Annotated in this window: 21 protein-coding genes; 16 read left to right on the top strand and 5 right to left on the bottom strand. The window is 63.0% G+C overall.

Annotated features, from left to right (window positions below; genetic code table 11):
• Positions 1-60: 60 nt before the first annotated feature.
• The 11 genes from ISG32_RS08505 to ISG32_RS08455 all read left to right on the top strand — a co-directional run bounded on the left by ISG32_RS08505 (position 61) and on the right by ISG32_RS08455 (position 14032).
• Positions 61-1872 carry a long-chain-acyl-CoA synthetase gene (locus ISG32_RS08505; RefSeq protein ID WP_194770590.1) on the top strand — a complete coding sequence of 604 codons (1812 nt, stop codon included), beginning with the start codon at positions 61-63 and terminating at the stop codon, positions 1870-1872.
• A complete protein-coding gene (locus ISG32_RS08500) occupies positions 1865-2995 on the top strand; it encodes an MBL fold metallo-hydrolase (RefSeq protein ID WP_323745911.1) in 1131 nt (376 codons plus the stop codon). The genes ISG32_RS08505 and ISG32_RS08500 overlap by 8 nt, the downstream gene beginning before the upstream one ends.
• Complete coding sequence (locus tag ISG32_RS08495; RefSeq protein WP_194770589.1) at positions 2992-4194, top strand: acyl-CoA dehydrogenase family protein; 1203 nt, start codon at positions 2992-2994, stop codon at positions 4192-4194. Before ISG32_RS08500 ends, ISG32_RS08495 begins: the two co-directional genes overlap by 4 nt.
• 43 nt (positions 4195-4237) lie before the next feature.
• Positions 4238-5362, top strand: a complete 1125-nt coding sequence (locus ISG32_RS08490) for an acyl-CoA dehydrogenase family protein (protein WP_194770588.1) — start codon at positions 4238-4240, stop codon at positions 5360-5362.
• A gap of 1 nt (position 5363) precedes the next feature.
• Entirely contained in the window at positions 5364-7112 is a 1749-nt protein-coding gene (locus ISG32_RS08485; protein ID WP_194770587.1) for a class I adenylate-forming enzyme family protein, read from the top strand.
• A 526-nt stretch (positions 7113-7638) separates the two neighbouring features.
• The gene (locus ISG32_RS08480; protein WP_194770586.1) at positions 7639-9018 is read left to right on the top strand and encodes a DUF1329 domain-containing protein; all 1380 of its coding nucleotides are present in this window, start codon (positions 7639-7641) and stop codon (positions 9016-9018) included.
• Positions 9019-9063: 45 nt separating this feature from the next.
• Complete coding sequence (locus ISG32_RS08475; RefSeq protein WP_194770585.1) at positions 9064-10620, top strand: DUF1302 domain-containing protein; 1557 nt, start codon at positions 9064-9066, stop codon at positions 10618-10620.
• A gap of 175 nt (positions 10621-10795) precedes the next feature.
• Entirely contained in the window at positions 10796-11923 is a 1128-nt protein-coding gene (locus ISG32_RS08470) for a dienelactone hydrolase family protein (protein WP_194770584.1), read from the top strand.
• 173 nt (positions 11924-12096) lie between these two features.
• Positions 12097-12387 carry a hypothetical protein gene (locus ISG32_RS08465; protein WP_194770583.1) on the top strand — a complete coding sequence of 97 codons (291 nt, stop codon included), beginning with the start codon at positions 12097-12099 and terminating at the stop codon, positions 12385-12387.
• A 364-nt stretch (positions 12388-12751) separates the two neighbouring features.
• Positions 12752-12967 (top strand): hypothetical protein, encoded by a 216-nt coding sequence (locus ISG32_RS08460; RefSeq protein WP_194770582.1) that lies wholly within the window; start codon positions 12752-12754, stop codon positions 12965-12967.
• Between the two features lie 429 nt (positions 12968-13396).
• Entirely contained in the window at positions 13397-14032 is a 636-nt protein-coding gene (locus tag ISG32_RS08455) for a response regulator transcription factor (protein WP_194770581.1), read from the top strand.
• Positions 14033-14111: 79 nt separating this feature from the next.
• Here ISG32_RS08455 and ISG32_RS08450 read toward each other — a convergent pair whose 3' ends face one another.
• Entirely contained in the window at positions 14112-15284 is a 1173-nt protein-coding gene (locus tag ISG32_RS08450; protein WP_194770580.1) for a pyridoxal phosphate-dependent aminotransferase, read from the bottom strand.
• Positions 15285-15393: 109 nt separating this feature from the next.
• Entirely contained in the window at positions 15394-16335 is a 942-nt protein-coding gene (locus ISG32_RS08445; protein ID WP_194770579.1) for a CysB family HTH-type transcriptional regulator, read from the bottom strand.
• A 240-nt stretch (positions 16336-16575) separates the two neighbouring features.
• On the opposite strand from ISG32_RS08445, the gene ISG32_RS08440 reads away from it, so the two are divergent.
• From ISG32_RS08440 to ISG32_RS08420, 5 genes are all read left to right on the top strand, one after another.
• Positions 16576-17238, top strand: a complete 663-nt coding sequence (locus ISG32_RS08440; protein WP_194770578.1) for a PepSY-associated TM helix domain-containing protein — start codon at positions 16576-16578, stop codon at positions 17236-17238.
• 54 nt (positions 17239-17292) lie between these two features.
• Entirely contained in the window at positions 17293-17814 is a 522-nt protein-coding gene (locus ISG32_RS08435; protein ID WP_194770577.1) for a DUF2271 domain-containing protein, read from the top strand.
• Positions 17815-17879: 65 nt separating this feature from the next.
• Entirely contained in the window at positions 17880-18680 is an 801-nt protein-coding gene (locus ISG32_RS08430) for a DUF4198 domain-containing protein (RefSeq protein ID WP_194770576.1), read from the top strand.
• A 3-nt stretch (positions 18681-18683) separates the two neighbouring features.
• Entirely contained in the window at positions 18684-19772 is a 1089-nt protein-coding gene (locus tag ISG32_RS08425) for an FAD:protein FMN transferase (protein WP_194770575.1), read from the top strand.
• Positions 19769-21181 carry a sulfite reductase subunit alpha gene (locus ISG32_RS08420; protein ID WP_194770574.1) on the top strand — a complete coding sequence of 471 codons (1413 nt, stop codon included), beginning with the start codon at positions 19769-19771 and terminating at the stop codon, positions 21179-21181. Before ISG32_RS08425 ends, ISG32_RS08420 begins: the two co-directional genes overlap by 4 nt.
• Before the next feature lie 25 nt (positions 21182-21206).
• Here the strand turns inward: ISG32_RS08420 and ISG32_RS08415 are convergent, their stop codons facing one another.
• The 3 genes from ISG32_RS08415 to lptF are packed head-to-tail and all read right to left on the bottom strand — an operon-like array spanning position 21207 to position 23806.
• Complete coding sequence (locus tag ISG32_RS08415) at positions 21207-21581, bottom strand: sirohydrochlorin chelatase (RefSeq protein ID WP_194770573.1); 375 nt, start codon at positions 21579-21581, stop codon at positions 21207-21209.
• A 12-nt stretch (positions 21582-21593) separates the two neighbouring features.
• Positions 21594-22691: an LPS export ABC transporter permease LptG gene (gene lptG, locus ISG32_RS08410; RefSeq protein WP_194770572.1), complete on the bottom strand. Its 1098-nt coding sequence runs from the start codon at positions 22689-22691 to the stop codon at positions 21594-21596.
• Positions 22688-23806, bottom strand: a complete 1119-nt coding sequence (gene lptF, locus ISG32_RS08405) for an LPS export ABC transporter permease LptF (protein ID WP_194770571.1) — start codon at positions 23804-23806, stop codon at positions 22688-22690. Before lptF ends, lptG begins: the two co-directional genes overlap by 4 nt.
• Positions 23807-23819: the final 13 nt, after the last annotated feature.

The raw sequence follows: 23819 nt of genomic DNA, 5'->3' as shown, positions 1-23819 counted from the left end.
TTCGAGTGAGTTCCGAGAACAACAGCCAACAGTCCAAATACAAGAGATGGAGACAACAAGATGAGCGTATCGACTGTCGTCCCGCGTGAGCAGACACAGCAAATCCTGGATCGCCGGGCTCCGGTGACGACCAGGTACTTGGCGTCCACGCCGTTCACCACGAGCGATCGGCTGGAAGACTGCGCAACGCAGTTCGGCGCTAACGTGTTTCTGATGGAAGGCGATCTGCGCTACACCTACGCGCAGTTCAACGCACGCGCCAATCAGGTGGCGCGCGCGCTGCATGCCAAGGGCGTGCGCAAGGGCGACGTGGTGGCCCTGTCCATGGAAAACCGCTCGGCCTTCTTCTTCGCCTGGATGGGCATCGCCAAGACCGGCGCCGTGGCCGCGTTCCTCAACACGCATGTGAGCGGCAAGCCGCTCGCCCATGCGCTGGAGGTGACCGGCGCGCGCTACGCCATCGTCGGCGAGGAATGCATGCCGCGCTTTGCTGAGACGGCCGGGATCGACGAGCACCTCGTCTACCTGCACTGGCCCGACGCGGAGCGCCCGGCGACGGACGCGCAGCGCGCGGGCTTCGGCGACGACCTGCAGCAGCTGGCCGCACAGGAGTCGCCCGACAATGTGCCCGCCGAATGGCGCGAGGACCTGCGTGCGGGCGATACGGCGCAATACATCTTCACATCGGGCACCACCGGCCTGCCCAAGGCGGCGGTGGTGAGCCACGCGCGCTGGCTGATGGCGGGGGACGCGATGAAGCTGCTCTGGGAGATCGAGCCGAGTGACTGCTTCTACTGCTTTTTGCCGCTTTATCACGGCGCGGCGTCCATGTCGGCCACCTCGACCTCGATGAGCGCGGGCGCGAGCCTGGTGGTGCGTCGCAAGTTCAGCCGCAGTGAGTTCTGGAGTGACGTGCGCCGCTACCAGATCACCTGCTGCCAGTACGTGGGCGAGATCTGCCGCTTCCTGCTGAGCGTGCCGCCTGCGGCCAACGACAAGGAGCATTCGCTTCGCAAGATGGCCGGAACCGGCCTGACGCCGGAGATCTGGCAGCAGTGGGTCAACCGCTTCGGCAGCCGGTTTCGCATCTACGAGGGCTGGGGCGGCACGGAGTCGAACACCAACACGGTCAACGTCGACAACCATGTGGGCTCATGCGGACGGGTGCCTTTCTGGGAGAAGACCAATCTGCGCCTCGTGCGCTTCGACCAGGAAAAGGGGGACTACATCCGCGACGAGAACGGCTTCCTGCAGCTGGCGGGCGTGAACGAGCCGGGCGAGGCGCTGGGCATGGTGATCCAGCACCCGGAGGTGGTGGCGGGGCGCTTCGAGGGTTACACCAACGCGGAGGCCACTGAAAAGAAGATTCTGCGCAACGTGTTCCAGCAGGGTGATGCATGGTGGTCTTCGGGCGACCTGTTGCGCTGCGACGAAGAGGGCTACTGCTGGTTTGTGGACCGCATCGGCGACACCTTCCGCTGGAAAAGCGAGAACGTCTCGACCATGGAAGTGACGGACGCACTGGTCGAATTTCCGGGGGCCGACGCGGTCACGGTCTACGGCGTGCAAGTGCCGGGCCACGATGGTCGCGCGGGCATGGCGGCGCTGGTGATGCTGCCCGGCGTGCCGTTTGACGCCGACGGCTTCTGGAAGCTCGCGCTGGAGCGCTTGCCGCGCTATGCCGCTCCGCTGTTCGTGCGCCTGATGGACACGCCCGACATGACCGGCAACTACAAGCTGCGCAAGGTCGATCTGCAGAAGCAGGGCTTTGATGCGTCGCGGGTGAGCGATCCGCTCTACATCCGCGATGACCGCCTCAAGACCTACGTGCCATTGAGCGCACAGGCCATGTCGGAGGCGCTTCGTGGATAACACGGTGGCTGCCACCGCGCCGCAGACCGCCATGCCGGAGGTTGCCGCCGCGCGTCGAGGGCCGGAGTCGAAGCTGCGTTACCCCATCGATCCACCGCCCAGCGACGGCACGCTGGTGGAGATCGCGCCGGGCCTGCTGTGGGCGCGCGTGCCGATGCCGATGTCGCTCGACCACATCAACTGCTACCTGCTGCGCGACACTTACGAAGGTCGCGACGGATGGGCGGTGGTGGACACGGGCCTCGGCATTCCGCGCACGCAGGAGGTCTGGGAAAAGATCTTCGGCGAGACGCTGGCCGGCCAGCCGATGACGCGGCTGATCTGCACCCATTGCCACTACGACCATGCGGGCGCCGCGCGCTGGATGCAGGAGCGTTTTGACGTTCCGCTGCTCATGACGTTTGGCGAATTCATGATGCTGCGCGGCCTCATGGGCCCTCCGCCCGATCCGCTGCCCGAGCTGCACCGCCTGTTCTACGAGCGCGCGGGCGTGACCGACGAGCAGCTCGACGAGATGGTCGGCGCGATGCGCAAGGATCCGTTCATGCCGCAGGCACCGTTCAACTACCGGCGGCTGCGCAAAGGACAGGTGCTCACCATTGGCGAGCGCGAATGGCGCGTGATCGTCGGCGAAGGGCATTCGCCCGAGCATGCCTGCCTCTACAACGCGCGCGACGGCCTGCTGATCGCGGGCGATCAGCTGCTTCCGCGCATTACCTCGAACGTGATGGTCTCGCCCATCGAGCCTGAGGGCAATCCGCTTGAGGTCTGGCTGAAATCCACGCTGCGCCTGGCCGAGCTGCCTGAGGACACGCTGGTGCTGCCATCGCATCAGGGCGTGTTCTTCGGCGTGCGTGAACGTGCGCACGAAGTGGTGGCTCACCATGCGCAGCAGTTCGACCAGCTGCGGGCTCATCTCGCGACGGTGCCGGGCGCATCGGCGTGCGAGCTGATGCGGGTGCTGTTTCCGCGCCTGCGCAGTCCGGTGGACCACCTCATGGCACTAGGGGAAACGATAGCCCATTTGAACCAGTTGCTGGCCGCCGGGGACCTCCAGCGGATGCGCTGCGCTGGCAAGATCGACATCTATGCGCTCGCACGACAAGAAGGAAAGACAACATGACAGAGCTCGATGATTTCAAACAGGAAGTGGCGACATGGCTGGACGGCAATTGCCCGCCGAGCATGCGCCGTCCGATCACGACCGAGGAGATGGTCTGGGGTAGCTCCAGGTTGCAGTTCCAGACCGAGGACCAGAAGCTCTGGTTCGAGCGCATGCGCGAGCGCGGCTGGTTTGCGCCGTCGTGGCCCAAAGAATATGGCGGCGGTGGGCTGAATCCCAAGCAGAACCGCGTGCTCGAAACCGAAATGGCCAAGCGCGGCTGCCGCCAGCCGCAGTACAACCTGGGCGTCTGGATGCTGGGCCCGGTGCTGCTCGAGGCGGGAACGCACGAGCAGAAACTCGAGCATCTGGTGCCGATGATGAAGGGGCAGCGGCGTTGGTGCCAAGGCTTCTCCGAGCCCAATGCGGGTTCGGATCTGGCGAGCCTGAAGACCTCGGCACGCCTGGAGAAGAGCGAGGGCGGCGAAGATTGCTATGTGGTCAATGGCGGCAAGATCTGGACCTCCGACGGCGACAAGGCCGACTGGATGTATGCGCTCGTGCGCACCGACAGCTCGTCCAAGAAGCAGAACGGCATCAGCTTTCTGCTGATCGACATGAAGAGCCCGGGCGTGACGGTCAAGCCGATCGAGCTCATCAGCGGCAAGTCGAGCTTCTGCCAGGTGTTCTTCGACGAGGTGCGCGTGCCCGTGCGCCAGTTGGTGGGCAAGGAGGGCGAGGGCTGGACGCTGGGCAAGAAGCTGCTGCAGCACGAGCGTGCGGCCATGTCCAAGTTCACCGAAGGCGGCGCGCCATCTGCCGATGCTCTGGCGGTGACGCTCCAGTATGTGGATCGCGACGCCGACGGCAAGCTCGAAGACGCGGCGTTGCGCCAGCGCCTGGCGGGTGTGCTGATGGATGCCCAGTCGTTCACGCTGACGCACCGCCGCGTCACGGAAATGGCGCTGGCCCGCAAGGACGTGAGCGGCCCAGGAAGCATCATGAAGCTGGTGCAGACCGAGCAGGAGGTCACCAAGTACGAACTGCTGGAGCAGGCCATGGGCCTTCGCGGCCTCGGCTGGGATGGCGAGGACTTCAGCGCCGAGGAGCTGGACCTGTGCCGCACCTGGCTGCGCACCAAGACCTACACCATCGCGGGCGGGAGCTCCGAGGTGCAGCTGAACATCATCGCCAAGCGCGTGCTCGATCTTCCCGCATGAAGATGGATGCGCTCGCCAGGAAACAGAAACGGGAGACAACGAAATGACGATGCTTTTGTCGCAGGAGCAGGAACTGCTCAGAGACAGTGCGCAGGCCTTCCTGTCGGAGGAGGCCAATGTGGCGCAGCAACGCAGGCTGCGCGACGAGAAGGTGGCCGAAGGCTTTGACGCCAAGGTCTGGCAGCAGATGGTGGAAATGGGCTGGCCGGTGGCCGTGCTGCCCGAGGAGCATGATGGTCTGGCGGCCGGCTACCTCGGCATGGGCGCGGTGTTTGAGACGATCGGCCGTCAGCTCTCGGCTCAACCGCTGCTGACGCAGGCGGTGATCGCGCCGGAGTTGCTGATTCGAGCGGGCAGCGGTGCTCAGAAATCGCAATGGCTGGCCGCGTTGGCGGCTGGCGAGAAGCGCGTGGCGCTCGCGCTTGATGAAAAGTCGGGTCGTCATCTGCCCGCGCAGATGACCACGCGCGTGCAGAAGGCTGAAGGCCGCATGCGCCTGTCGGGCGAGAAGCATTTCGTGCTCGACGGCGTGGGCGCGGATGCGTTCATCGTCGCCGCCGGGCCATTGGCCGAACTGACGCTCTGGCTGATTCCCGCTGACGCCGAGGGCGTTTCGGTGCACGCGGTCAGCATGATGGACAGCCGCAACACCGCGCGTGTCGTGTTCGACGACGTCGCGCTCAACGCCGACATGGCGCTGGCAGCCGAGCCCGCGCGCAAGGCGCTCGACGAGGTGCTGGACCGCGCACGCGCCTGCCTCGCGGCCGAGGCGCTGGGCTTGCTGCGCGAGATCTTTGACCGCACTGTCGCCTACATGAAGGAGCGCGTGCAGTTTGACGTACAGATCGGCTCTTTCCAGGCGCTGCAGCACCGTGCGGCGCGCCTGTATGTGGAGCTGGAGCTGTTCGAGAGTTGCGTGCTCGCGGCACTTGAGGCCATCGACGCGGGGCGGGAAGGGGATGTAGCCGAGCTTTGCAGCCTGGCCAAGGCCAAGGCGTCGGATCTCTGCGAGAAGCTCTCCAACGAGGCCGTGCAATTGCACGGCGGCATCGGCGTGACGGATGAACTCGATCTCGGACTGTTCTTCAAGCGCGCCCGCGTTCTGCAGCGCACGCTAGGCGACGGTGCATTCCACCGAGACCGTTACGCTACCCTGAAAGGATTCTGAGATGAGCAGCACCACGCCAAACATCCCCGCGCAGACGGCGGAACCGAGCGTTGCCGCTCAGGTCGGGGCGCTGCGCACGCAGCTCACCTCGCCGGGCGCGCCCTTCGAGCTCACGCAGGTGACGCTCAAGGACGGCCGCACGTTCAGTGCCTACCGCAACGCCTTCCGCACCTTGCCTGAAGTGCTCAACGCGGGCCGCGCGCATGGCCAGATGGAGTTTTTGATCTTCGGTGATGACCGCTGGACGTTCGACCGTTTCTTCGCTGCCGTCGATGCGGCTGCAAGCCGTCTGCAGAAGCAATATGGTCTGCGCGCCGGAGACCGCGTGGCGATCGCGATGCGAAACCGTCCCGAATGGGCCGTGGCACTGGTTGCCGTGGCGCTGCTGGGAGCCGTGCCGGTGCCGCTCAACAGCTTTGGGTTGACGAGCGAGCTGATGTCGAATCTCGAAGACACGACGCCCACTTTCCTGTTCTGCGACGCCGACCGCCATGAGCGCGTGGGCGGCAGTCTGCGTGAACTCAAGACGGTCCCCCGGGTGGTGGTCGTGGACGGCGAGGGTGGGGACATTCGCTGGAGTGAGGTGATCGCGCCGGGCCACGACGGTTACGTCGCGCCCCAACTCTCGCCCGACGATCAGGCGCTGATCCTCTTCACCTCGGGCGCGACGAGCCGCGCCAAGGGCGTGGTATCGAGTCAGCGCGCGGTCTGTCAGGCGATCTTCAACATTGACTACATCGGTGCGGTGTCGGCCATGTCCTCACCCGAAGCGGTGGGCCGCATCATGGCGCGCAAGCTGCAGCCGACCACGCTGTCGGCCGTGCCGCTGTTCCATGTGAGCGGACTGCACGCGCAGTTGCTGATTTCTCTGCGCCACGGGCGTCGCCTGGTGTTCGTGCACCGCTGGGACGCGCGGTCGGCCATGGAGACCATCCGCAAGGAGAGCGTCACCCAGTTCAACGGCGCGCCCAGCATGGTGCAGCAGCTCATCTCGCAGCCAGGATTCGAGCAGCCGGAGAACTCGGGCAATCTGTCGGGTCTCGGCTTTGGCGGCGCGGGCCTGCACCAGCGGCTCATAACCGATGTGCTGGAGAAATTTCCGGGCCGCATGTCGGGCATCGGCTTTGGCCTCACCGAATCGAACGGCGTCTGCGCCGCCTGCTCGGGCCGCTTGTTCGAGGAGCAGCCGGCAGCGTCCGGCGCGCTGTCGCCGATCATCGATATCCGCATCGCGGATGTGAATGGCGATGGCTTGCCGGTAGGCGAGGCGGGCGAGGTGTGGCTGCGTGGCGTTTCGTTGATGCAGGGCTACTGGGGAGAGCCCAAGGCGACCGAGGCCGCCATGCAGGACGGCTGGTTCCGCACCGGCGACATCGGCGTGTTGGACGCGAACGGGGTGCTCACCATCGTTGATCGCATCAAGGACGTGATCAACCGCAGCGGAGAGAAGATCGCGGCGGTGGAGGTCGAGTCGTGCCTGATGCAGTACGAAGGGCTTGAAGAGGCCGCGGTGTTTTCGATGCCGCACGAGGTGACGGGAGAGCAGGTCGTGGCCGTGGTGGTCGGCAAGCCGGGAGTGGAGGTTGCCGAGGCGGAACTGCGAGCGTTCGTTGCGCGGCGGATCGCGGCCTACAAGGTGCCGAATCTCATCGTCGTGCGGGGCCAGCCGCTCCCGCGCAATCCCGCCGGGAAGATGCTCAAGTCCAACCTGCGCAAACTGGTTGAAGAGTTGAACGGCGCAGCCGTTTGAGTTCTCCTGGGTAGAGGCTCCATAGGACCCCGCAGGCTTTTCAGTCTGCGGGGTTTTTTGCTTTGGGCTGGGGGTGCTTGGTACGAAGCCTTTGGCTTCGGTGGCGGGGCGTGTGGGGCGTTTGAGGCGCAGATATGAAGGCCTGATTCTGCGTGGTGGATCTGTGTTTTTGTGCTCGTGGGGCTTCGTGGGAACGCCGGTTTGAATGTGGGAAGGCTGAGCCGGTGGCCTGAGCCTTCTGCTCGGCTGTTGCTTCGACGCGGAATTCGACTCGTTGTCGTCTTTCCTGCAACGCCGTTCTTTGCGGTTGATGTCTCCCATGCGCTTGATTTTCCTGAGGTGCTTGTCCAAACGGACGAATGGCTAGGGGTCTGTCAGTAGTCTCATCAGACGATGGTGAAAAGGGCTGCGGCGCGGAGTATCCGGGTGCCAGAAAGATTTGGCGAATTCATTGTCTGAAAGTGGGGATGTACCTGCTTTCATGACTGCCAATGCTTTGAGAAACCTAACCTCGAGGAGACAGAAGATGAAGAGCGTGATGAGCAAGCCCCCACTCGCGTTGGCGGTGGTCTTGATGATGGCGGGCAGTGCGTGGGCCAAGGTGCCCGCGGCTGAGGCGGAGCGTCTGGGCAAGGATCTGACGTGCAACGGCGCGATCAAGGCAGGCAACAAAGAGGGAACGATCCCGGAGTTTTCCGGCAAGTGGTCCGGTGCACCTGCGGGCACCGATTTCGTGAAGTCGAGCGGCAAGCATCCGGTGGACTACTACGCCGACGAGAAGCCGGTCCTCGTGATCACCGCCGAGAACATGGAGAAGTACGGCGACAAGCTGAGCCCGGGTCTCAAGGCCATGTTCCAGAAGTACCCCAAGACCTTCAAGATTCCGGTCTATACGGGTCACCGCGATTTCCGCTATCCGGACGAAGTCTGCGCGGTCGTGAAAAAGAACGCGCTGGAGGCGGAAGTGGCCGACGGCGGCATGTCCGTGAAGGGATACATGGGTGGCATTCCGTTCCCGATCCCCAAGGACGGCAACGAAGCGATGTGGAACAACCTGATTCCCGCACGCGCCTACACCGAGTCCATCATCCGCGACATGGGCAATGTGCTCTCCGATGGCTCCATCACCTGGGGCCGCATGGAGAACAATAATCTGGACATGACCAGCAATCCGGCCAATCGCGGCAAGCCGATCGAAGGCGTGATGGCTTACTCGATGTCTCGCGGTCTGCTGCCCGAGCGCGAAAAGGGCGGCGTGACGGTGTCCAGCGAGCCGCTGAACTTCAAGAAGGACAAGCGCCTTGCCTGGAGCTACGATGCCGGTACGCGCCGCGTACGACAGGTGCCCGAGTACGGCTTTGACCAGCCCATGGTGGGCACGGGCGGCAAGCTGACCATCGACTCCGACCGTCTTTTCAATGGATCGCCAGAGCGCTACAACTGGAAGCTCAATGGCCGCCACGAGATGTACATCCCGGCGAACACCTACAAGATCCACCAGCCTACGGTGAAGTACAAGGACCTGCTGACGCCGCAGCACGCCAACCCCGACTTCATGCGCTATGAACTGCGCCGCGTCTGGGTGGTCGAAGGCACGCTCAAGGAAGGCTACCGCCATCTCTACGGCAAGCGCGTGATGTTCCTCGACGAGGACACCGGCCACGCCGTCATGGGCGACATGTACGACGCACGCGGCCAGCTCTGGCAGTTCGCGCTGATCAACTACTACTTCTCGCCGGATACCAACGCCTGGCACGCAGGCACGTCGTTCTATCACGACCTGAACTCCGGCAGCTACATGGCCTACAACATGTTTCAGGAGCGCCAGACCGGCCCCGTTCTGAACAAGGGCAACCTCACGCCTGCCATGTACACACCTCAGGCCGCCCGCGAGCTGGGCAACTGATTGATCGATTCATTTCCTGATTCAACCAGACGAGTCACACAAAAAATGCGCAAAATTACTACAAGCCTCACACCGGTTGCAGTCGCCGCACTGCTGTCGATGGGCGCGGGAATCGCACAGGCGGGGGAGACCGTGGACTTGGGCGATGGCCTCAAGTTCGACTGGCGCCTGAATGCCAACTACACGTTGGGCACTCGCGTCAAAAGCCCGGATGCGCTGCTTTCGAGCGCCGCGACCAACGCCAACGGCAACGACGGCACCAACAACTTCAAGAAGGGTGCGATCACGGCCAACCGCCTGGCCGCGCTGTTCGAGAGCAAACTCTCCAAGGGCAGCTCGGGTCTGGTGTTCACGGCGTCATCGTTCTATGACGACGCCTACCATGGCGCCAACGACAACAACCCTGCATCGAGCAATCCCAATGCGGTGAACTCGCAGGCGCCGTTCAACCACTTCAACAGCTGGACCGAGCGCTACCATGGCGGCTACACCCGTCTGCTGGACACCTATGCCTACACGGGCTTCGACATTGGACAGACCCGCGCTACCGTGCGTCTGGGTCGCCATGTGGTGAATTGGGGCGAGTCGTCCTTCTTTGCCAACATTTCGGCTGCTCAGGGTCCATTCGATGGCACAAAGACCGGCATTCCGGGCACCGAAGTGAAGGAGTCCATCCTGCCGGAAGACCAGATCTCGGCCTCGCTGGAAGTCACGCCCGATCTCACGCTGCTCGGCCATGCGCAGTTCGGCTTTCATGAAACGATCGCTCCCGGCTCCGGTTCGTTCCTGAGCACCAGCGATGTGACCGGTCCCGGCTCGAGCTGCCTTGGTCCTTATCTCGCCAACGGCGTCTGCAAGGGCGTGAACAAGGGCCACGACATTCGTCCCGGCAAGACCGGCCAGTGGGGTATCGGATCGCGCTACCGCTTGACCAACGAGACCGAAGTCGGCCTGTACTACCTGAACTACAACGACCGCTCCCCGATGGTCGTCGTGCGCCCGGACTACAAGGCCTACAACATCCGCTACTTCGACGACATCAAGCTGCTCGGCACGACGGTCAGCACCTCGTTCGGCAAGGTCTCTGCCTACGGCGAATTCAGCTACCGCAAGGGTGCTCCGTCGCTTGTGGGGGCTTCGTCCACCGCCGTTCGCTCGAACATCATGCAGGGCAATATCGGCGGCTTCTACAACGTGGGCCGCACACCGATCGCCGACGACATGCAGTTCCTCGCCGAGCTCTCCGCCGTGCGCATCACCAGCGTGGACGGCTACAGCACCGATGACCTGAGCTTCAAGACCCGCAACGGTCTCGCGTTCTCGGGCACTTGGGTGCTGAGCTATCCCGGCTTCGTCGAAGGCTGGGATTTGACGGTGCCGCTGAGCTACTCGCGCCAACTGCGCGGCCGCACGCTGTCCGGCGGTGTGGGCGGCGAGGGCGACTCGCGCTTCAGCCTTGGCGTGAACTTCGTACGCAAGGGCGCGCTCACGATCGGCGTGACCTACCTTGGCTATCTGGGTGATGCGTCGCTCGATACCAAGAAGTACCGCGCCATGGTCGACCGCGATCAGCTGTCGGTCAACCTCAAGTATTCGTTCTGACGAAGCTTGCGCGGCGACGAAGCGTGTTCATTTCATCATTTCCTCATTTTTTGATTTGGCTGAATTGATTACGCCACGCTGAGCCGCCGCGGCCAACCCCAAGACGTACACCGCTTTGCACTGCGTTTGGCGCGATGCGAGTGGTGTGCGCAGGGACTTTTTCGGGAGACACGCCATGCTGCGCACTCATCTCAACCGGCTTTTCGCGCCGGTCCTTCTGGTCTGCGCAGGCGTCCTGGCGAACGTCGGCGCTGCAAACGCTCAAAGCGCCGCCGACCTGTTTCCGTCACTGCCCGCCATGCCGCCAATGGCTCCGATGGCGGCGCCCACCGTTCTGCACAGTGACACCCAGGGCAACATCCGATTCAACAGCAGCAGTCCCTACGATCTCGACGTGCTGCTGCACCAGTCCAACAAGGCCGCACCCACCGCAGGTATGGGCCGGCTGTTGCTGCCACCGCAGGCCAGCGACGCCACACCCGTGCCCGCGATGGTGATTCTTCCCGGCGGCTCTGGTGTCATGCCCGGCCGCGAGGGCGAGATGGCGCAGATGCTCATCCGCAACGGCATCGCCGCATTGGTGATCGACTACTACCAGCCGCGCGGCATCAATGACGACACGCCATACCGCATCAAGCTGCTCGGCGCGTCGGAGTTCGACGTGATGACCGATGCCTACGCCGCACTGCGTGCGCTCAACCGCCATCCCGCCATCGACGCGCGCCGCATCGGCCTCATCGGTTACTCGCGCGGTGGCATGGTCGCCCGCATGAGCATGGACGAGCGAATGCGTGCCCAGCTCGCGCCACGCGTGCCGCCATTCGCGCTGCACGTAGATTTCTATGGTCCCTGTTTTGAAGAACTGCGCACCCGAAAGACCACCGGTGCGCCGCTGCTGAGCTTCCGCTCTGGCGAAGATGCCTCGAACGACCTCGTCGCCTGCGCCGCCGCCGAATCCCGCCTGCGCAAGGCCGGATCGTTGGTCAACGCCGTGGTCTTCGCGAAGGCTGGACACGACTGGGACAGCAGCGAACCACGCACCATGGCCGAGCGACCCTATCTGCGTGGCTGCACCGTGAAGTTTGACGCCAACGCCATCCCCAGCGTGCGCGGCCATGCCCTCATCCCCGCCAACGCCAAACCCGACCGCGAAACCCGCATCAAACTGCGCGCACAAAGCGGCAAACTGCTGGGCGACTGCGTGAAGATCGGCTACGTGAGCGGCCGCGACGACGAGGTGAAGAGCGCCTCGCACAGTGTACTGATGCACTTTCTGTCGTCGCAGTTGAGGGCGGGTGAGTGAGAGCCTGAAGCGCGGGGGTAGACCAGGGACAGCGCGTCTTTCGCTCCTGTTGATGTGATATACACACCGACATGAGCGCCCCGGACATCATCCAAAGATTCTTCAGGTCACCCTTGGTCAGTCGTTTCGCAGCGATGCGACGATCGAGGTGGGCATTCGGGATCGCGCTCGCATTGGCCTTCCTGTCGCTCGGCGCATATTCGATGCTTCTCTACTGGGCCACTTGGCCGGTCGTTGGCGTGTGGTTTCCTCCAATGGACGACTGGAGCGGAGACTGGGTCTGGGGCGCCATCACCGGCGTGGCCATGGTCTGGCCAGTCGGTTTTCTGGCGGCGGGATACCTCAATCAGATTCTTCTGGCAAGAAACGTCTCGGCTGCACGCCGCCGGACGGCATATGCCGTTGTGCTCTGGGGGTGTGCGGCCCTGTTGTGGTTCATGGTGCTGGCGGACCAGTTTGGGTGACTGAGGCACCACCATGGGAACAAGAGCATCATCGTGAGTGGACTCCCGCAGTGAGTCGCGGTTGAACCCATGCACCCACTGAGGTGCTCCGCATCGATTGCCGCACGCTGAACCCAGAGGTTCATTGTCGTGACGCGCCAGTCCATCTTGGGCGCGACGGATCCGCATGCTGCATACAACGCGAATGATCGGGCCGACATTCCCGTGCGAGTCGCACTGCGCGCTCGCTCACCTCCGATGAAAATTGATTGGCTTTTCTGGCAATGAATCAGTCCTCTCACAGGTAAATACGATGTGATTAACACCGCATTTCTGCTCGCAAATGAGTGTGTGAAGATGAGTGCGTGAAGTCTTGACCTTCTTCATGATTGAAGAACGCATGATGTTGAGTGGATCGGCATTGCAGAAAGCATTCGGTGCAAATGAAAGTGCGTTGTGCACATTCGTCCGCGCATCTGGTTTGCAAGAATTTGATTGCATTCAAGCGCGCTGCTCTGGGTTCCTGTTTTTGAATTCGCGCTTGAGAGCCATTGAGGATGATAAATTTGTGAAAAAAGGTTTCTGTCGTGTAAGTGTCTGATTAGTATATTGATTGAAGTTATGTCTTTTGTATTAATGGATTAAGTAGGTGTGCGTCATTTATTGTTGTTGTTTCTTGTGGAATATTTATCTATTGGCTTGATAGGTTTTCCAAATATTCTACTCGACCGTAGGAGCGTGCTGCTGAAGGCTGGACAGCAGTGCGTTGATCGGGTGAGTGGCGGGGACGCTTGCCTGTGATCGGCGTATCCGCAATTCTGGACTCGTCTTACTATTGGCTGAATCGTTCGATGGAATATAACTCTTGATTTGATTAGATAAAAATCAATCGAGCCGCTTTTGTGCGTTGGTTAACTGAATTTGAAAATTGGCATCGCTATTCTTTGTTGCTTTTGGCTGCAACGGTAAATTGACGTATGAAACGTTAATGGTTGCTGTCTGTTTGTAATTTAATTCAAATGCTGTCGATATGAACAAAATACGCGTGGCCATTGCGGACGATCACCCCACCGTGCTCTACGCCTTGGGCAATCTGATTCAGCAGGATTCGAGATTCATGGTGGTGGCCACGCTCAAAAGCTCCACTGAGTTGATTCGATTTCTGCGGGACGATGCGGAGGTGGATATTGTCATCACCGATTTCACCATGCCCGATGATGGTATGTATGGCGACGGGGTTCGCTACATCAAATATCTGCTGCGCAATTTTCCGGGCAGGCGCTTTGTCGTCTATTCGGACTGCGTCAATGCATCGATGGTGTTTTCTCTCTACGACTACGGCGTCGCGGCGGTGGTGCTCAAGAACCATGAGCTCGCGGAGTTGGGGCAGGCGCTCAACCGCCTTGTCGATGGCGGGGTGTATTACCCGCCGGGCATCAATCGCGAGGATTTGCGCATGTTCACGAAGAATCTGCATTCCATCTCGCCGCGCGAGCTGGAGGTGCTGCGCCAGTTTTCGCGCGGCCTGCCGCTCAAGACGATCGCGGCCGATCTGAACCGCAGCATCAAGACCGTGAGCACGCAGAAGCGCTCCGTCATGCGCAAGCTCGACATCGCGACGGATCAGTTGCTCATGGAGTTCTGCCTGAACGCGAATCTGTTTTGAGTGACGACGGTCGTGCCCGGAAAAAGCAACCGCGCCGAAGCGCGGTGGACGGTGGTACCAACGGCTGTCGTTGTCCGGTTTACAGCTTGCGCAGCCGCTCGAGCGCTGCGCGCAGGGTCTCGTCCTTCTTGGCGAAGCAGAAGCGCACGACGCGCTGATCGAACTTTTCCACGTAGAAGGCCGACAGTGGAATGGCCGCGACGCCGATCTCGCGGGTGAGCCATTGGCAGAAGTCGGCTTCGCTCAGGTCGCTGATGTCCGAGATGTCCACGCACTGGAAATAGCTGCCCTGGCTGGGCAGGAGCTTGAAGCGCGAGCCCTTCAGGCCTTCGCGGAACAGATCGCGCTTGGCTTGGTAGAAGGCGGAGAGCTGCAGGTACGGCGCCGGATCCTGCATGTAGCTCGCGATGCCGTACTGCATGGGGGTGTTCACGGTGAACACGTTGAACTGGTGGACCTTGCGGAACTCGGCGGTGAGCGCCGCGGGCGCGGCCACGGTGCCGATCTTCCAGCCGGTGACGTGATAGGTCTTGCCGAAGCTCGAGACGATGAAGGCTCGCGCGGCAAGTCCCGCAAAGCGCGCGGCGCTCTGGTGCTGCTGGCCGTCAAACACCATGTGTTCGTAGACCTCGTCGCTGATCAGCAGGATGTCGGTGGGCGCGAGCAGCTCTTCCAGCTGGCGCATTTCACCATCGGTCCAGATCGTGCCGCTCGGGTTGTGCGGCGAGTTGATGATCATGAGGCGAGTGCGTGGCGTGATGGCGGCCGCGATCTTGTCGAAGTCCGGCCGGAACGTGCCGGGCGTGAGCGGCACGCGCACGACCTTGCCGCCGGCGGTCTCGATATTGGGCACGTAGCTGTCGTAGCAGGGCTCGAGCACGATGGCTTCGTCGCCCGGTTGCACGCAGGCGAGCACGGCGGTGAGGATGGCCTGGGTTGCGCCCGCCGTCACCGTGATTTCAGTGTTGGCGTCGTAGTGGCGGTTGTGCAGCGCCTGGTATTTTTGCGACATGGCCTCGCGCAAGGCGGGCACACCGGGCATGGGCGGGTACTGGTTGTGCCCGGCGCGCATGGCGTCGTTGACGGCGTCGACGAGCTTGGGATCACAGGCGAAATCCGGAAAGCCCTGACCGAGATTGACGGCCTTGTGCTCGGTGGCGAGCGCCGACATCACGGTGAAGATCGTGGTGCCCACGTTGGGCAGACGGCTTGGGAAGGTGGGGGTGCGCGGCGCGCTGTTGTGGCTTGTCATGACGTTCGAATTTTAGAGCGTGATTACGATCTCAGCCCGAGGCCGCGCCTGCAAGACCGTGTGGAGATCGCCGACACGCTCGTAGATCTGGCTCGGCGGGAAATGCGTTTCACAACTCGTAGTCGTTGACGTTCCCGACCATGGCGCGCATCACGAGATCGCGGCTCAGGCGGTCGCTCAGCAGTTCGGAGAACTTGTAGATGAAGTTGCGCAGATAGGCGCCGCGCTTGAACGCGACGCGCGCCACGTTCTGTCCGAACAGGTGGCCCATGGGGCGCACGACGAGGTCGCCGACGGGGTCGTCACGCATGGCCATCTCGGCAACGATGCCGATGCCCATGCCCAGACGCACGTAGGTCTTGATCACGTCGGAGTCGATGGCTTCGAGCACGATGCGCGGCTGCAGCTTGCGGGTGGCGAAGGCGGCGTCGATCTTGCCGCGTCCGGTGAAGGAGGGGTGGTAGGTCACGAGCGGCTCGTGGGCGATGTCCTCAAGGCCGATGCGCTCGCGCTGGGCGAGCGGATGGTTGCTTGGCATGACCAGCACGTGCTGCCATTCATAGCAGGGCAGGGTCACGAGGTCCGGGTAGTCGGCGAGCGACTCGGTCGCCATGCCGATCTCGGCCACTTCGTCGATCACCATGCGCGCCACTTCGTGTGGCGTGGCCTGATGCAGGCTGATGTTGACCTTGGGGTAGGACTCGCGCAGTTTGGCGACGGGCATCGGCAGCACGTAGCGAGCCTGCGTGTGGGTGGTGGCGATGGAGAGCGTGCCGCTGTCCTGCGCGCTGTACTGTTCGCCGATGCGCTTGAGGTTGGTGACCTCGCGCATGATGAGCTCGATGCTCTTGAGCACGTGCTGTCCGGGCTCGGTCACGCGCTTGAGGCGCTTGCCGTGGCGCGCGAAGATGTCCACGCCAAGCTCATCCTCGAGCTCGATGATGGCTTTGGACACGCCGGGCTGCGAGGTGTGCAGCGCCTTGGCGGCTTCGGTTAGGTTGAGATTGCGGCGGGCGGCTTCCTGGACGAAGCGGAATTGGTGCAGGTTCATAACTGAATACAGCTAAAGACTGTCTTTATTATGCTTCATTCTTCTTTTGTTGCATATGGGCGGCGGTTTTTATGCCCAAAAGATCGATTGCACTCTGAATGCAGCGCTGGGGCATGTGTCGCTTTGGTAAAGTAAATAAAAATGAGATGCATTTGCACGATCTCACTTCTAAAATTCACCCATCCCGATGCGCACAAGAACAAACAATGCATCGCGGCGAACGTCCATCCAAGGTTTTCCATGAAGTCGGCTGTTTCCGGTGGCTCGCAACGAGCGTACTGGCTGAAAAAATTACATGAGTGGCACTGGATCAGCTCGGCCATCTGCCTGATCGGCATGCTGCTTTTTGCCTTCACGGGCATCACTCTGAATCACGCCGGGCAGATCGAGTCCCGGCCGCGCGTGCAAACGCGCGAGGGCGCGATGCCCGCACCGCTGCTGGCCCAATTGCAGGTGCTGCAGGAACTGCAGGTGAACCTCAAGGAGCAGGGCAAGTCTGCTGCGAGCCCCCCCATTCCCGCGTCGGTGGCGGCCTTCATCCGCAGCGAAATCAATGTTGATGTCGCGGGCCGCACGGTCGAGTGGAGCGACGATGAAGCCTATGTGGCGATGCCGCGTCCCGGCGGCGACGCATGGCTGCGCGTGGACCTGAAGGACGGCGCGGTGGAGTACGAATCCACCGACCGGGGCTGGATCTCCTACATCAACGATCTGCACAAGGGCCGCAACACGGGGGGCGCCTGGAGTCTGTTCCTAGACGTGTTCGCGGTGGGCTGTCTGGTGTTCTGCATCACCGGCCTGCTGATCCTGAAGATGCATTCCGAGCGGCGCCCGCTGACCTGGCCGATGGTCGGGCTGGGCTTGGTAATCCCGGCGCTGCTCGCGCTGCTGCTGATCCATTGATCTGGTCTCGAAGGCGCAGCCCACTCCCCGAATTTTGTTGAAGGAAATACAGAGATGGCGAAGATGATTTTCAAGTGCTCGGTGGCGCTGGGTGCGGTGGTGGGCTTGCCCGCGATCGCTGGCGGACTCGATGTGACCGTGGGCATTCCGCAGTTGCAGGTGGCCGAGTACCACAAGCCCTACGTGGCCGTGTGGCTGGAGAAGGCCGACGGCGGCGTGGCCGCCAATCTGTCGGTCTGGTATGACGCGAAGATGAAGGATGCCGAGGGCACGAAATGGCTCAAGGACATGCGCCAGTGGTGGCGCCGCACGGGCCGAGAACTCACGCTCCCCATCGACGGCGTGACCCAGCCGACCAAGCCTGCGGGCAACCATGCGCTGTCGTTCGCCGAAGGCAAGAACCCGCTGCCGAAGCTCGCACCCGGTCAGTACAAGCTGATGGTCGAAGCCGCGCGCGAAGTGGGCGGCCGCGAGCTGGTCTCGATCCCGTTCGAATGGCCGGCCAAACAGGCCACCAGCCTCAGCGCCAAGGGCAGCACCGAGCTGGGGCAGATCAAGCTCGATCTCAAGCCCTGATGGCGTTTCGCAGCCTCAATCTCATTTCAAACCAGTCTCAAAAAGCAAAGAAGGGACCTCCACCAATGATGTTCAAGAAGCACGCCCTCGTGGCCGCCACTCTGGCGCTCGCCGCGCTGTCCGCTCAGGCCCATGACCTCTGGTTCAAGCCGTCGAGCACGGTGCTCTCCAAGTCCGATTGGGTGACCATCGACGCAGCGGTTTCCAACGATGTGTTCTTCTTCAATCACCGTCCGCTCGGCCTCGAGAACGTGAAGGTCACGGGACCCGATGGCGAAGCCGTCGAGATGAAGAACGCCCACAAGGGCGAGTTGCGCAGCGTGTTCGACTTCAAGCCCGAAAAGCCCGGCACTTACCGCGTGACCATGCTGATGAACGGCGTGATGGGCGGCTACAAGGATGCCAACGGCCAACCCAAGCGCGTGCGCGGCTCGGCCGAGGAAATCGTCAAGCAGATTCCGGCGGATGCCAAGGAGGTGCGCATCACCGAGAACGTGCGCCGCATGGAGACCTTCGTGTCGGTGGGCAAGCCGTCCGCGCTGGCGGTTTCCGGCAAGGGCCTCGAGATGAAGGCCGTGACCCATCCCAACGATCTGGTGGCGAGCGAGGAAGCGACGTTTGAATTCCAGCTCGACGGCAAGCCTGCAGCGGAGCTGGAGGTGGAACTGGTGGCTGACGGCATCCGCTACCGTGACGGTGTGGATGCGATCAAGCTCAGGACCGACGCGAACGGCGTGCTCAAGGTGAAGTTTCCGCGCGCGGGCCTGTTCTGGCTGAGCGCTGACGCCAAGGACAGCAAGACCACGGTCGCCAAGGCCACCGAACGCCGTCTTGGCTACGTCGCGACCTTGGAAGTGCTGCCCTGATCCATGAGCACTGCGCCGCAAGTCCGTTTTGACGCCAGCGTCTGGCGACTGCCCCAAGCCACCGAAGTGGCGGGCGGCAGCGCCCCGCGTGCTGATTTTGCAGCGCGCCGCTGGCGTGCGCCCGCGATCCAGCGCCAGCAGGACGCGCGTGTTCAGCGGCTTGGTGGGCAGACGATGGGCACCACGTGGTCGCTTCAGCTGCCCAACACCGAATTTCTCCCGCTCGGGCCTGTACAGGTGCTGATCGAGTCCGCACTGGACGAGGTCATCGCGCAGATGAGCAATTGGGAGCGCGGCTCGGTGATCTCCCGCTTCAATGATGCCGCAGCGGGCAGTTGGCATGATTTGCCGGCAGAGTTCGTGCAGGTGCTGGGTGCGGCGATGCATTGGGCCGAGCGCTCGGGCGGCGCGCTCGATCCGACGATGGGTGCGCTGGTGTCGCTCTGGGGCTTTGGCCCGCGAACCGAGCCGCTGGCGCCGCACTCAGGAGAGCGTCCTTCGGCGGAACGCATCGAGGCGCTGCGTGCCACGTCGGGTCATGGGCGCATTGCGTGGCGGGACGGCGACACGCGGCTGAGGCAACCCGGCGGTTTGCGGCTTGATCTTTGCGGGATTGCCAAGGGGTTTGCGGTGGACCAGGTTGCCCGAAAACTTCAAGACGCGGGCTGGAGTGGCGGGCTCTTCGAGATTGGCGGTGAGCTGCGAAGCTGGGGCGGAAAGCCCGGCGGCGGCGCGTGGCAGATCCAGCTGGGAAGCCAGGGCGACGCAACGTCCGAGCCGCTGGTCGTCGCCGTGAAAAACGGGGCCTTCGCCACCTCGGGCGATTGGTGGCATCATTTTTTTGCGGATGGCCGACGCTATTCGCACACGCTCGATCCGCGCACCGGCTGGCCGGTCACGCATGCGCTCGCGAGTGTCACGGTGCATCACGACGAGTGCATGCATGCCGACGCGCTCGCGACCGTGCTCACGGTGCTGGGGCCGGATCAGGGCATGGCTTTTGCCGATGCGAACAACGTGGCTGCGGTGTTTCAGGAACATGACGCCGCGCCGTGCATGTCGGCGGCATGGAAGGCTCGATTCGCATCATGACGCTTGATTGGGTGGTTTCTCCGGCGCGGCTGGCCGGCGCTGCGGGGCTGGTGTTCGCCTACGCGGCGCTGTGCGCGCGTGTCGCTTGGGTTGCGCGGCAAAAGCGCATCGACATCGCGCGCGACAACGACGTGCCTGGGAATCAGGCGCAAGGACCGGCCGTGCTGGTGGTCTACGCCAGCCAGACGGGACAGGCCGAGGGCATCGCCCGCGAGTCCGCACGCATGCTGCGCGAGTGTGGGCTGCGGGTGACGCTGCTGCCCATCGACGGACTGAACAAAGCGCATTTGGCGGGGCATGAGCGCAGCCTGTGGATCGTCTCGACCACTGGCGAGGGTGATGCGCCCGATCACGCTTTGCGCTTTGTGCAGCAGGTGTTGCCGACGAATGCTGATCTCAGGGGGCACCATGCGCAGGTGCTGGCGTTGGGCGACCGCGAGTACCAGCAGTTCTGTGCGTTTGGCGAGCAGATTCAGCAATGGCTGGTGGCCCAGGGCGCCAACAGTGAGCTGCTTTGCGTCGACAACATGGACCGCGCGACGCTGCAGACGTGGCAGTCGCGCGTCAATGCGTTGGCGAGGGAGTGCCAGGGGGATGCTGGTGAATCTCAGCCGCTGCCGGCCCTGCGCGAGGATTGGCTGCTTGCGCCCGCGAGCCGGATGTTCACCTTGCAAGCCCGCCGCCTGCTCAATCCCGGCAGCGAGGGCGGTGCGCTGTACGGTCTGGACTGGGTCGCGGCGAATGGCGAACTGCCGGAGTGGCAATCGGGCGATCTTGTATCGCTCAGCGTGCCTGCTGACCCGGAGCATGCGCGTGACTACTCGATCGCCTCCATCATGGCCGATGGCTACCTGCAGATGCTGGTGCGCCAAAGCACGCGCGAGGATGGCACGCCTGGCGTGGCCTCGGGCTGGCTTTGCACGGGTGTGCAGATCGGCGAACAATGCGCCTTGACGGTGAGGCAGCACAGCAGTTTCCGGCTGGGCGACAACGCGCGGCGTCCACTGGTTTTGATCGGCAACGGCTCGGGTCTTGCAGGGCTGCTGAGCCACATCCGCGCGCGGATAGAGGCGGGGCGCGGTGACCAGTGGCTGGTCTATGGCGAGCGCAGTCCCGCGCAGGATGCGATCTGCGGCGAGCAGCTGGAGCAATGGCTGCGTGCGGGGCAGATCGAGCGGCTCGACCGTGCGTGGTCACGCGATGGCGGACGCAGGACCTATGTGCAGGATGTGCTGCTCGCGCAGGCCGACGAGCTCAGGCGCTGGATCGAGCGCGGCGCGACGATCTACGTCTGCGGCAGTCTGCAGGGCATGGGGCAGGGGGTGCATGCGGCGCTCAAGCAGGTGCTTGGAGACGAGTGCGTGCAGGCGCTCACGCAGTCGGGGCGCTATCGCCGCGACGTCTATTGAAATGAAGTGGAGCGCGGAGCGCGGCTCAGTCAGCCGCTGAATCCGCCGCGATCAGCGCCATCAGCGAGGTGATGCGCGGGTCTTCGCCAATCGGTGTCTGAAGACGGAATTCAAGGGCCGGGTATTGCGCCTGCAGGGCATGGACCATGCGCGGCAGGTCCTCGCGCGCGTGGCGCCCCGCGCCGAGAAACATCGGCATCACGCTGATTCTGTGGATCCCCGTTTCTGCCCAGCGCGCGACGACGGAGGGCAGGTCGGGTTCGGTCAGTTCGAGATAGGCACAGGCGACGGCCACATCGTCGCGCTGCGCGGCGATCAGGCTGGCGACCGCCTCGATCGGCAGCCGCCATTGCGGATCGCGCGAGCCGTGCGCGAACAGGATGACACCGGTATCGGGCATGCGATTCATCCGCTAACGCCTGAGCACCAGCCAGCCAAAGGCGGCAAGCGACAGAAGCGAATAGATCAGCCCCGGCGCGGCGGCGGTCAGCATCGGTGACCAGTTCTGCAGATTCCCCGCGAAGCCGAACACGTTGTTGAGCAGGAAGAAACTGATGCCTGCCATCACGCCGCCGAACACATAGCCGGCGATGCCGCCCGAGCGGAAGTGCAGATAGGCGAACGGCAGCGACAGCACCACCATCACCAGACAGCTCAGCGGATAGAAGACCTTGCGCCAGAACTCGATGTCGTAGCGCTGGGTGGACTGGCCGTTGGCCTCCAGGTGGCGGGTGTACTGGAACAGCTCGAGCGTGGACATCTTGTCCGGCTTGAGCACGGCGGCGGCGACCATGCTCGAGGTGATGCGGGTCTTCCAGGTGAACTCGGGCTTTTCAGTGCGCTCCACGCTCATGTCGCCGTTGGCGCTGCGCTGGAACACGCTGCGATGCACGTTCTCGAGCACCCAGCCATCGTTGTTGGCGTCAAAATGTCCGCGCTCGGCCTGTGTGGTCGATGCGGTGTAGCCATCGGCGTCGAATTCGAAGATGCGCACATTGCGCATCTCGCCCTGGGTATCGATGGCGCGCACGTTCACGGCAAAGCTGTGATCGGCCTGACGCTCCTTGAGCCACGCGCCGGTGACTCCGGTGGTGATCTGCCCCATGCGCCGCGCCTTCACCAGCTCGGCGGCCTTTTCGCTGACCGGCGCGATGTAGTCGCCCATCACGAAGGTGAACGCGACGAAGGCGCCGCCGAGAATCAGCAGCGTGCTGAGCGCTCGCCAGGGCCCGAGTCCGCTGGTGCGCATGATGGTGAATTCGGAGGTCTGCGCCAGTCGCGCCATCACGAAGATGGTGCCGATGAGCACGGTGATCGGCAGCAGTTCATACAGATGCTGGGGCACGCGCAGGGCCACGTAGAGCAGGGCGTGCATCAGCTGGTAGCTTTTGCTGATCCAGCGCAGCTCGTCGACCAGATCGAAGAAGAAGAACAGTGCGAGAAACGCCAGCGTGACGAAGCCCACGCCCGCGATGACTTCGCGGTAGATGAAACGGCGGATGGTCTTCATGCCGCTCCCTTTGCTGCAGTCTTTGCACGGTGGCCGCCCGAGAACAGCGAGCGGATCGACCATTGGTTGTGGCGCGCGGCGAGCAGCAGCAGCGCCAGTGCGAACGCGCCGCCGTGCAGAAGCAGCATGAACGGCACCATGCCGATGCGCTGCGCCGCCACCCAGCTCTGGCCCACGGTCATGAGGTTGTAGTAGACGACGAAGGCGAACAGCGCGAACGCCATGCTGCTGCTGCGCCCGGCGCGTGGATTGACCACCGCGACGGCGAGGCCCAGCACCACGAAATTGAGCGCCGCGAACGCGAGGCCGATGCGCCAGCCCAGCTCGCCCCGGAACGCGGGAATGCTGGAGCCGACCAGCTCGAGCGTGCCGCGCGTCTTGAGCGCCACATCATCGATGCCGCCGGACTTGGCGTCGCCCACGCGGGTGCCGTATTCCTTGAACTCGCTCACCCGCAGGCCGGGCTTGCCCAAGGGCATCTCCAGACGCTGACCGTTGAACAGCAGGGCCATGCGGTCACCGTTGCGCACCTCGAGGCGTGCGCTCTCGGCGGAGGTCACGGTCTCCTTGGTGGGCTCGTTGGTCGCGATGAAGACGTTGCTCGCCGAGGTCGCATCGGGTGAATCGCGGTCGATGAAGAACACGCGCGAGCCGTTGGACGACTCCTGGAACTGGCCGGGCGCGATGCGGTCGACGTCGCTGCGCTGCTCGTATTGGGATTTGAGTTCCTGGATCTGCTGGTTCGCCCAGGGCCAGACGACGAGCGACAGCGCGGCGATCGCCAGCATCACCGGCCAGGCGAAGCGCAGCAGCGGCGGCAGCAGGCTCATGAGGCCGCGGCCGCTGGCGAACCAGATGACCATTTCGCTGTCGCGGTACATGCGCGAGAGAACCCCCACGATGGCAACGAACAGGCAAAGGCTCAGAATGGTGGGCAACTGGCCGAGGACGGTATAGCCCATGACCAGCATGACGTCCTGCGGATTGACGCTGCCGCGCGAAGCTTGACCAAGGGTGCGGATCAGCATCATGGTCATGACGATGGTGACAAGCACCACCAGCGTCGCGCCAAAACTGCGTGCCAGCTCCTTGCGGATGGATGAATCGAATAACATTGTGTCGAAGGAA

It is taken from the genome of Diaphorobacter caeni, from assembly GCF_015354245.1.
GTDB lineage: Bacteria > Pseudomonadota > Gammaproteobacteria > Burkholderiales > Burkholderiaceae_C > Diaphorobacter_A > Diaphorobacter_A caeni.
Note: the sequence above shows the minus strand (reverse complement) of the source record. Positions and strands in the feature narration are given on the sequence as shown.

What these genes read in the sequence shown, in the direction of transcription:
- ISG32_RS08470 (WP_194770584.1), top strand. Translation starts at nt 10,796, where the DNA reads ATGCTGCGCACTCATCTCAACCGGCTTTTCGCGCCGGTCCTTCTGGTC.
- ISG32_RS08430 (WP_194770576.1), top strand. Translation starts at nt 17,880, where the DNA reads ATGATGTTCAAGAAGCACGCCCTCGTGGCCGCCACTCTGGCGCTCGCC.
- lptG (WP_194770572.1), bottom strand. Translation starts at nt 22,691, where the DNA reads ATGAAGACCATCCGCCGTTTCATCTACCGCGAAGTCATCGCGGGCGTG.
- lptF (WP_194770571.1), bottom strand. Translation starts at nt 23,806, where the DNA reads ATGTTATTCGATTCATCCATCCGCAAGGAGCTGGCACGCAGTTTTGGC.
- ISG32_RS08445 (WP_194770579.1), bottom strand. Translation starts at nt 16,335, where the DNA reads ATGAACCTGCACCAATTCCGCTTCGTCCAGGAAGCCGCCCGCCGCAAT.
- ISG32_RS08425 (WP_194770575.1), top strand. Translation starts at nt 18,684, where the DNA reads ATGAGCACTGCGCCGCAAGTCCGTTTTGACGCCAGCGTCTGGCGACTG.
- ISG32_RS08415 (WP_194770573.1), bottom strand. Translation starts at nt 21,581, where the DNA reads ATGCCCGATACCGGTGTCATCCTGTTCGCGCACGGCTCGCGCGATCCG.
- ISG32_RS08480 (WP_194770586.1), top strand. Translation starts at nt 7,639, where the DNA reads ATGAAGAGCGTGATGAGCAAGCCCCCACTCGCGTTGGCGGTGGTCTTG.
- ISG32_RS08485 (WP_194770587.1), top strand. Translation starts at nt 5,364, where the DNA reads ATGAGCAGCACCACGCCAAACATCCCCGCGCAGACGGCGGAACCGAGC.
- ISG32_RS08475 (WP_194770585.1), top strand. Translation starts at nt 9,064, where the DNA reads ATGCGCAAAATTACTACAAGCCTCACACCGGTTGCAGTCGCCGCACTG.
- ISG32_RS08505 (WP_194770590.1), top strand. Translation starts at nt 61, where the DNA reads ATGAGCGTATCGACTGTCGTCCCGCGTGAGCAGACACAGCAAATCCTG.
- ISG32_RS08440 (WP_194770578.1), top strand. Translation starts at nt 16,576, where the DNA reads ATGAAGTCGGCTGTTTCCGGTGGCTCGCAACGAGCGTACTGGCTGAAA.
- ISG32_RS08490 (WP_194770588.1), top strand. Translation starts at nt 4,238, where the DNA reads ATGACGATGCTTTTGTCGCAGGAGCAGGAACTGCTCAGAGACAGTGCG.
- ISG32_RS08450 (WP_194770580.1), bottom strand. Translation starts at nt 15,284, where the DNA reads ATGACAAGCCACAACAGCGCGCCGCGCACCCCCACCTTCCCAAGCCGT.
- ISG32_RS08455 (WP_194770581.1), top strand. Translation starts at nt 13,397, where the DNA reads ATGAACAAAATACGCGTGGCCATTGCGGACGATCACCCCACCGTGCTC.
- ISG32_RS08495 (WP_194770589.1), top strand. Translation starts at nt 2,992, where the DNA reads ATGACAGAGCTCGATGATTTCAAACAGGAAGTGGCGACATGGCTGGAC.
- ISG32_RS08420 (WP_194770574.1), top strand. Translation starts at nt 19,769, where the DNA reads ATGACGCTTGATTGGGTGGTTTCTCCGGCGCGGCTGGCCGGCGCTGCG.
- ISG32_RS08435 (WP_194770577.1), top strand. Translation starts at nt 17,293, where the DNA reads ATGGCGAAGATGATTTTCAAGTGCTCGGTGGCGCTGGGTGCGGTGGTG.
- ISG32_RS08460 (WP_194770582.1), top strand. Translation starts at nt 12,752, where the DNA reads ATGATTGAAGAACGCATGATGTTGAGTGGATCGGCATTGCAGAAAGCA.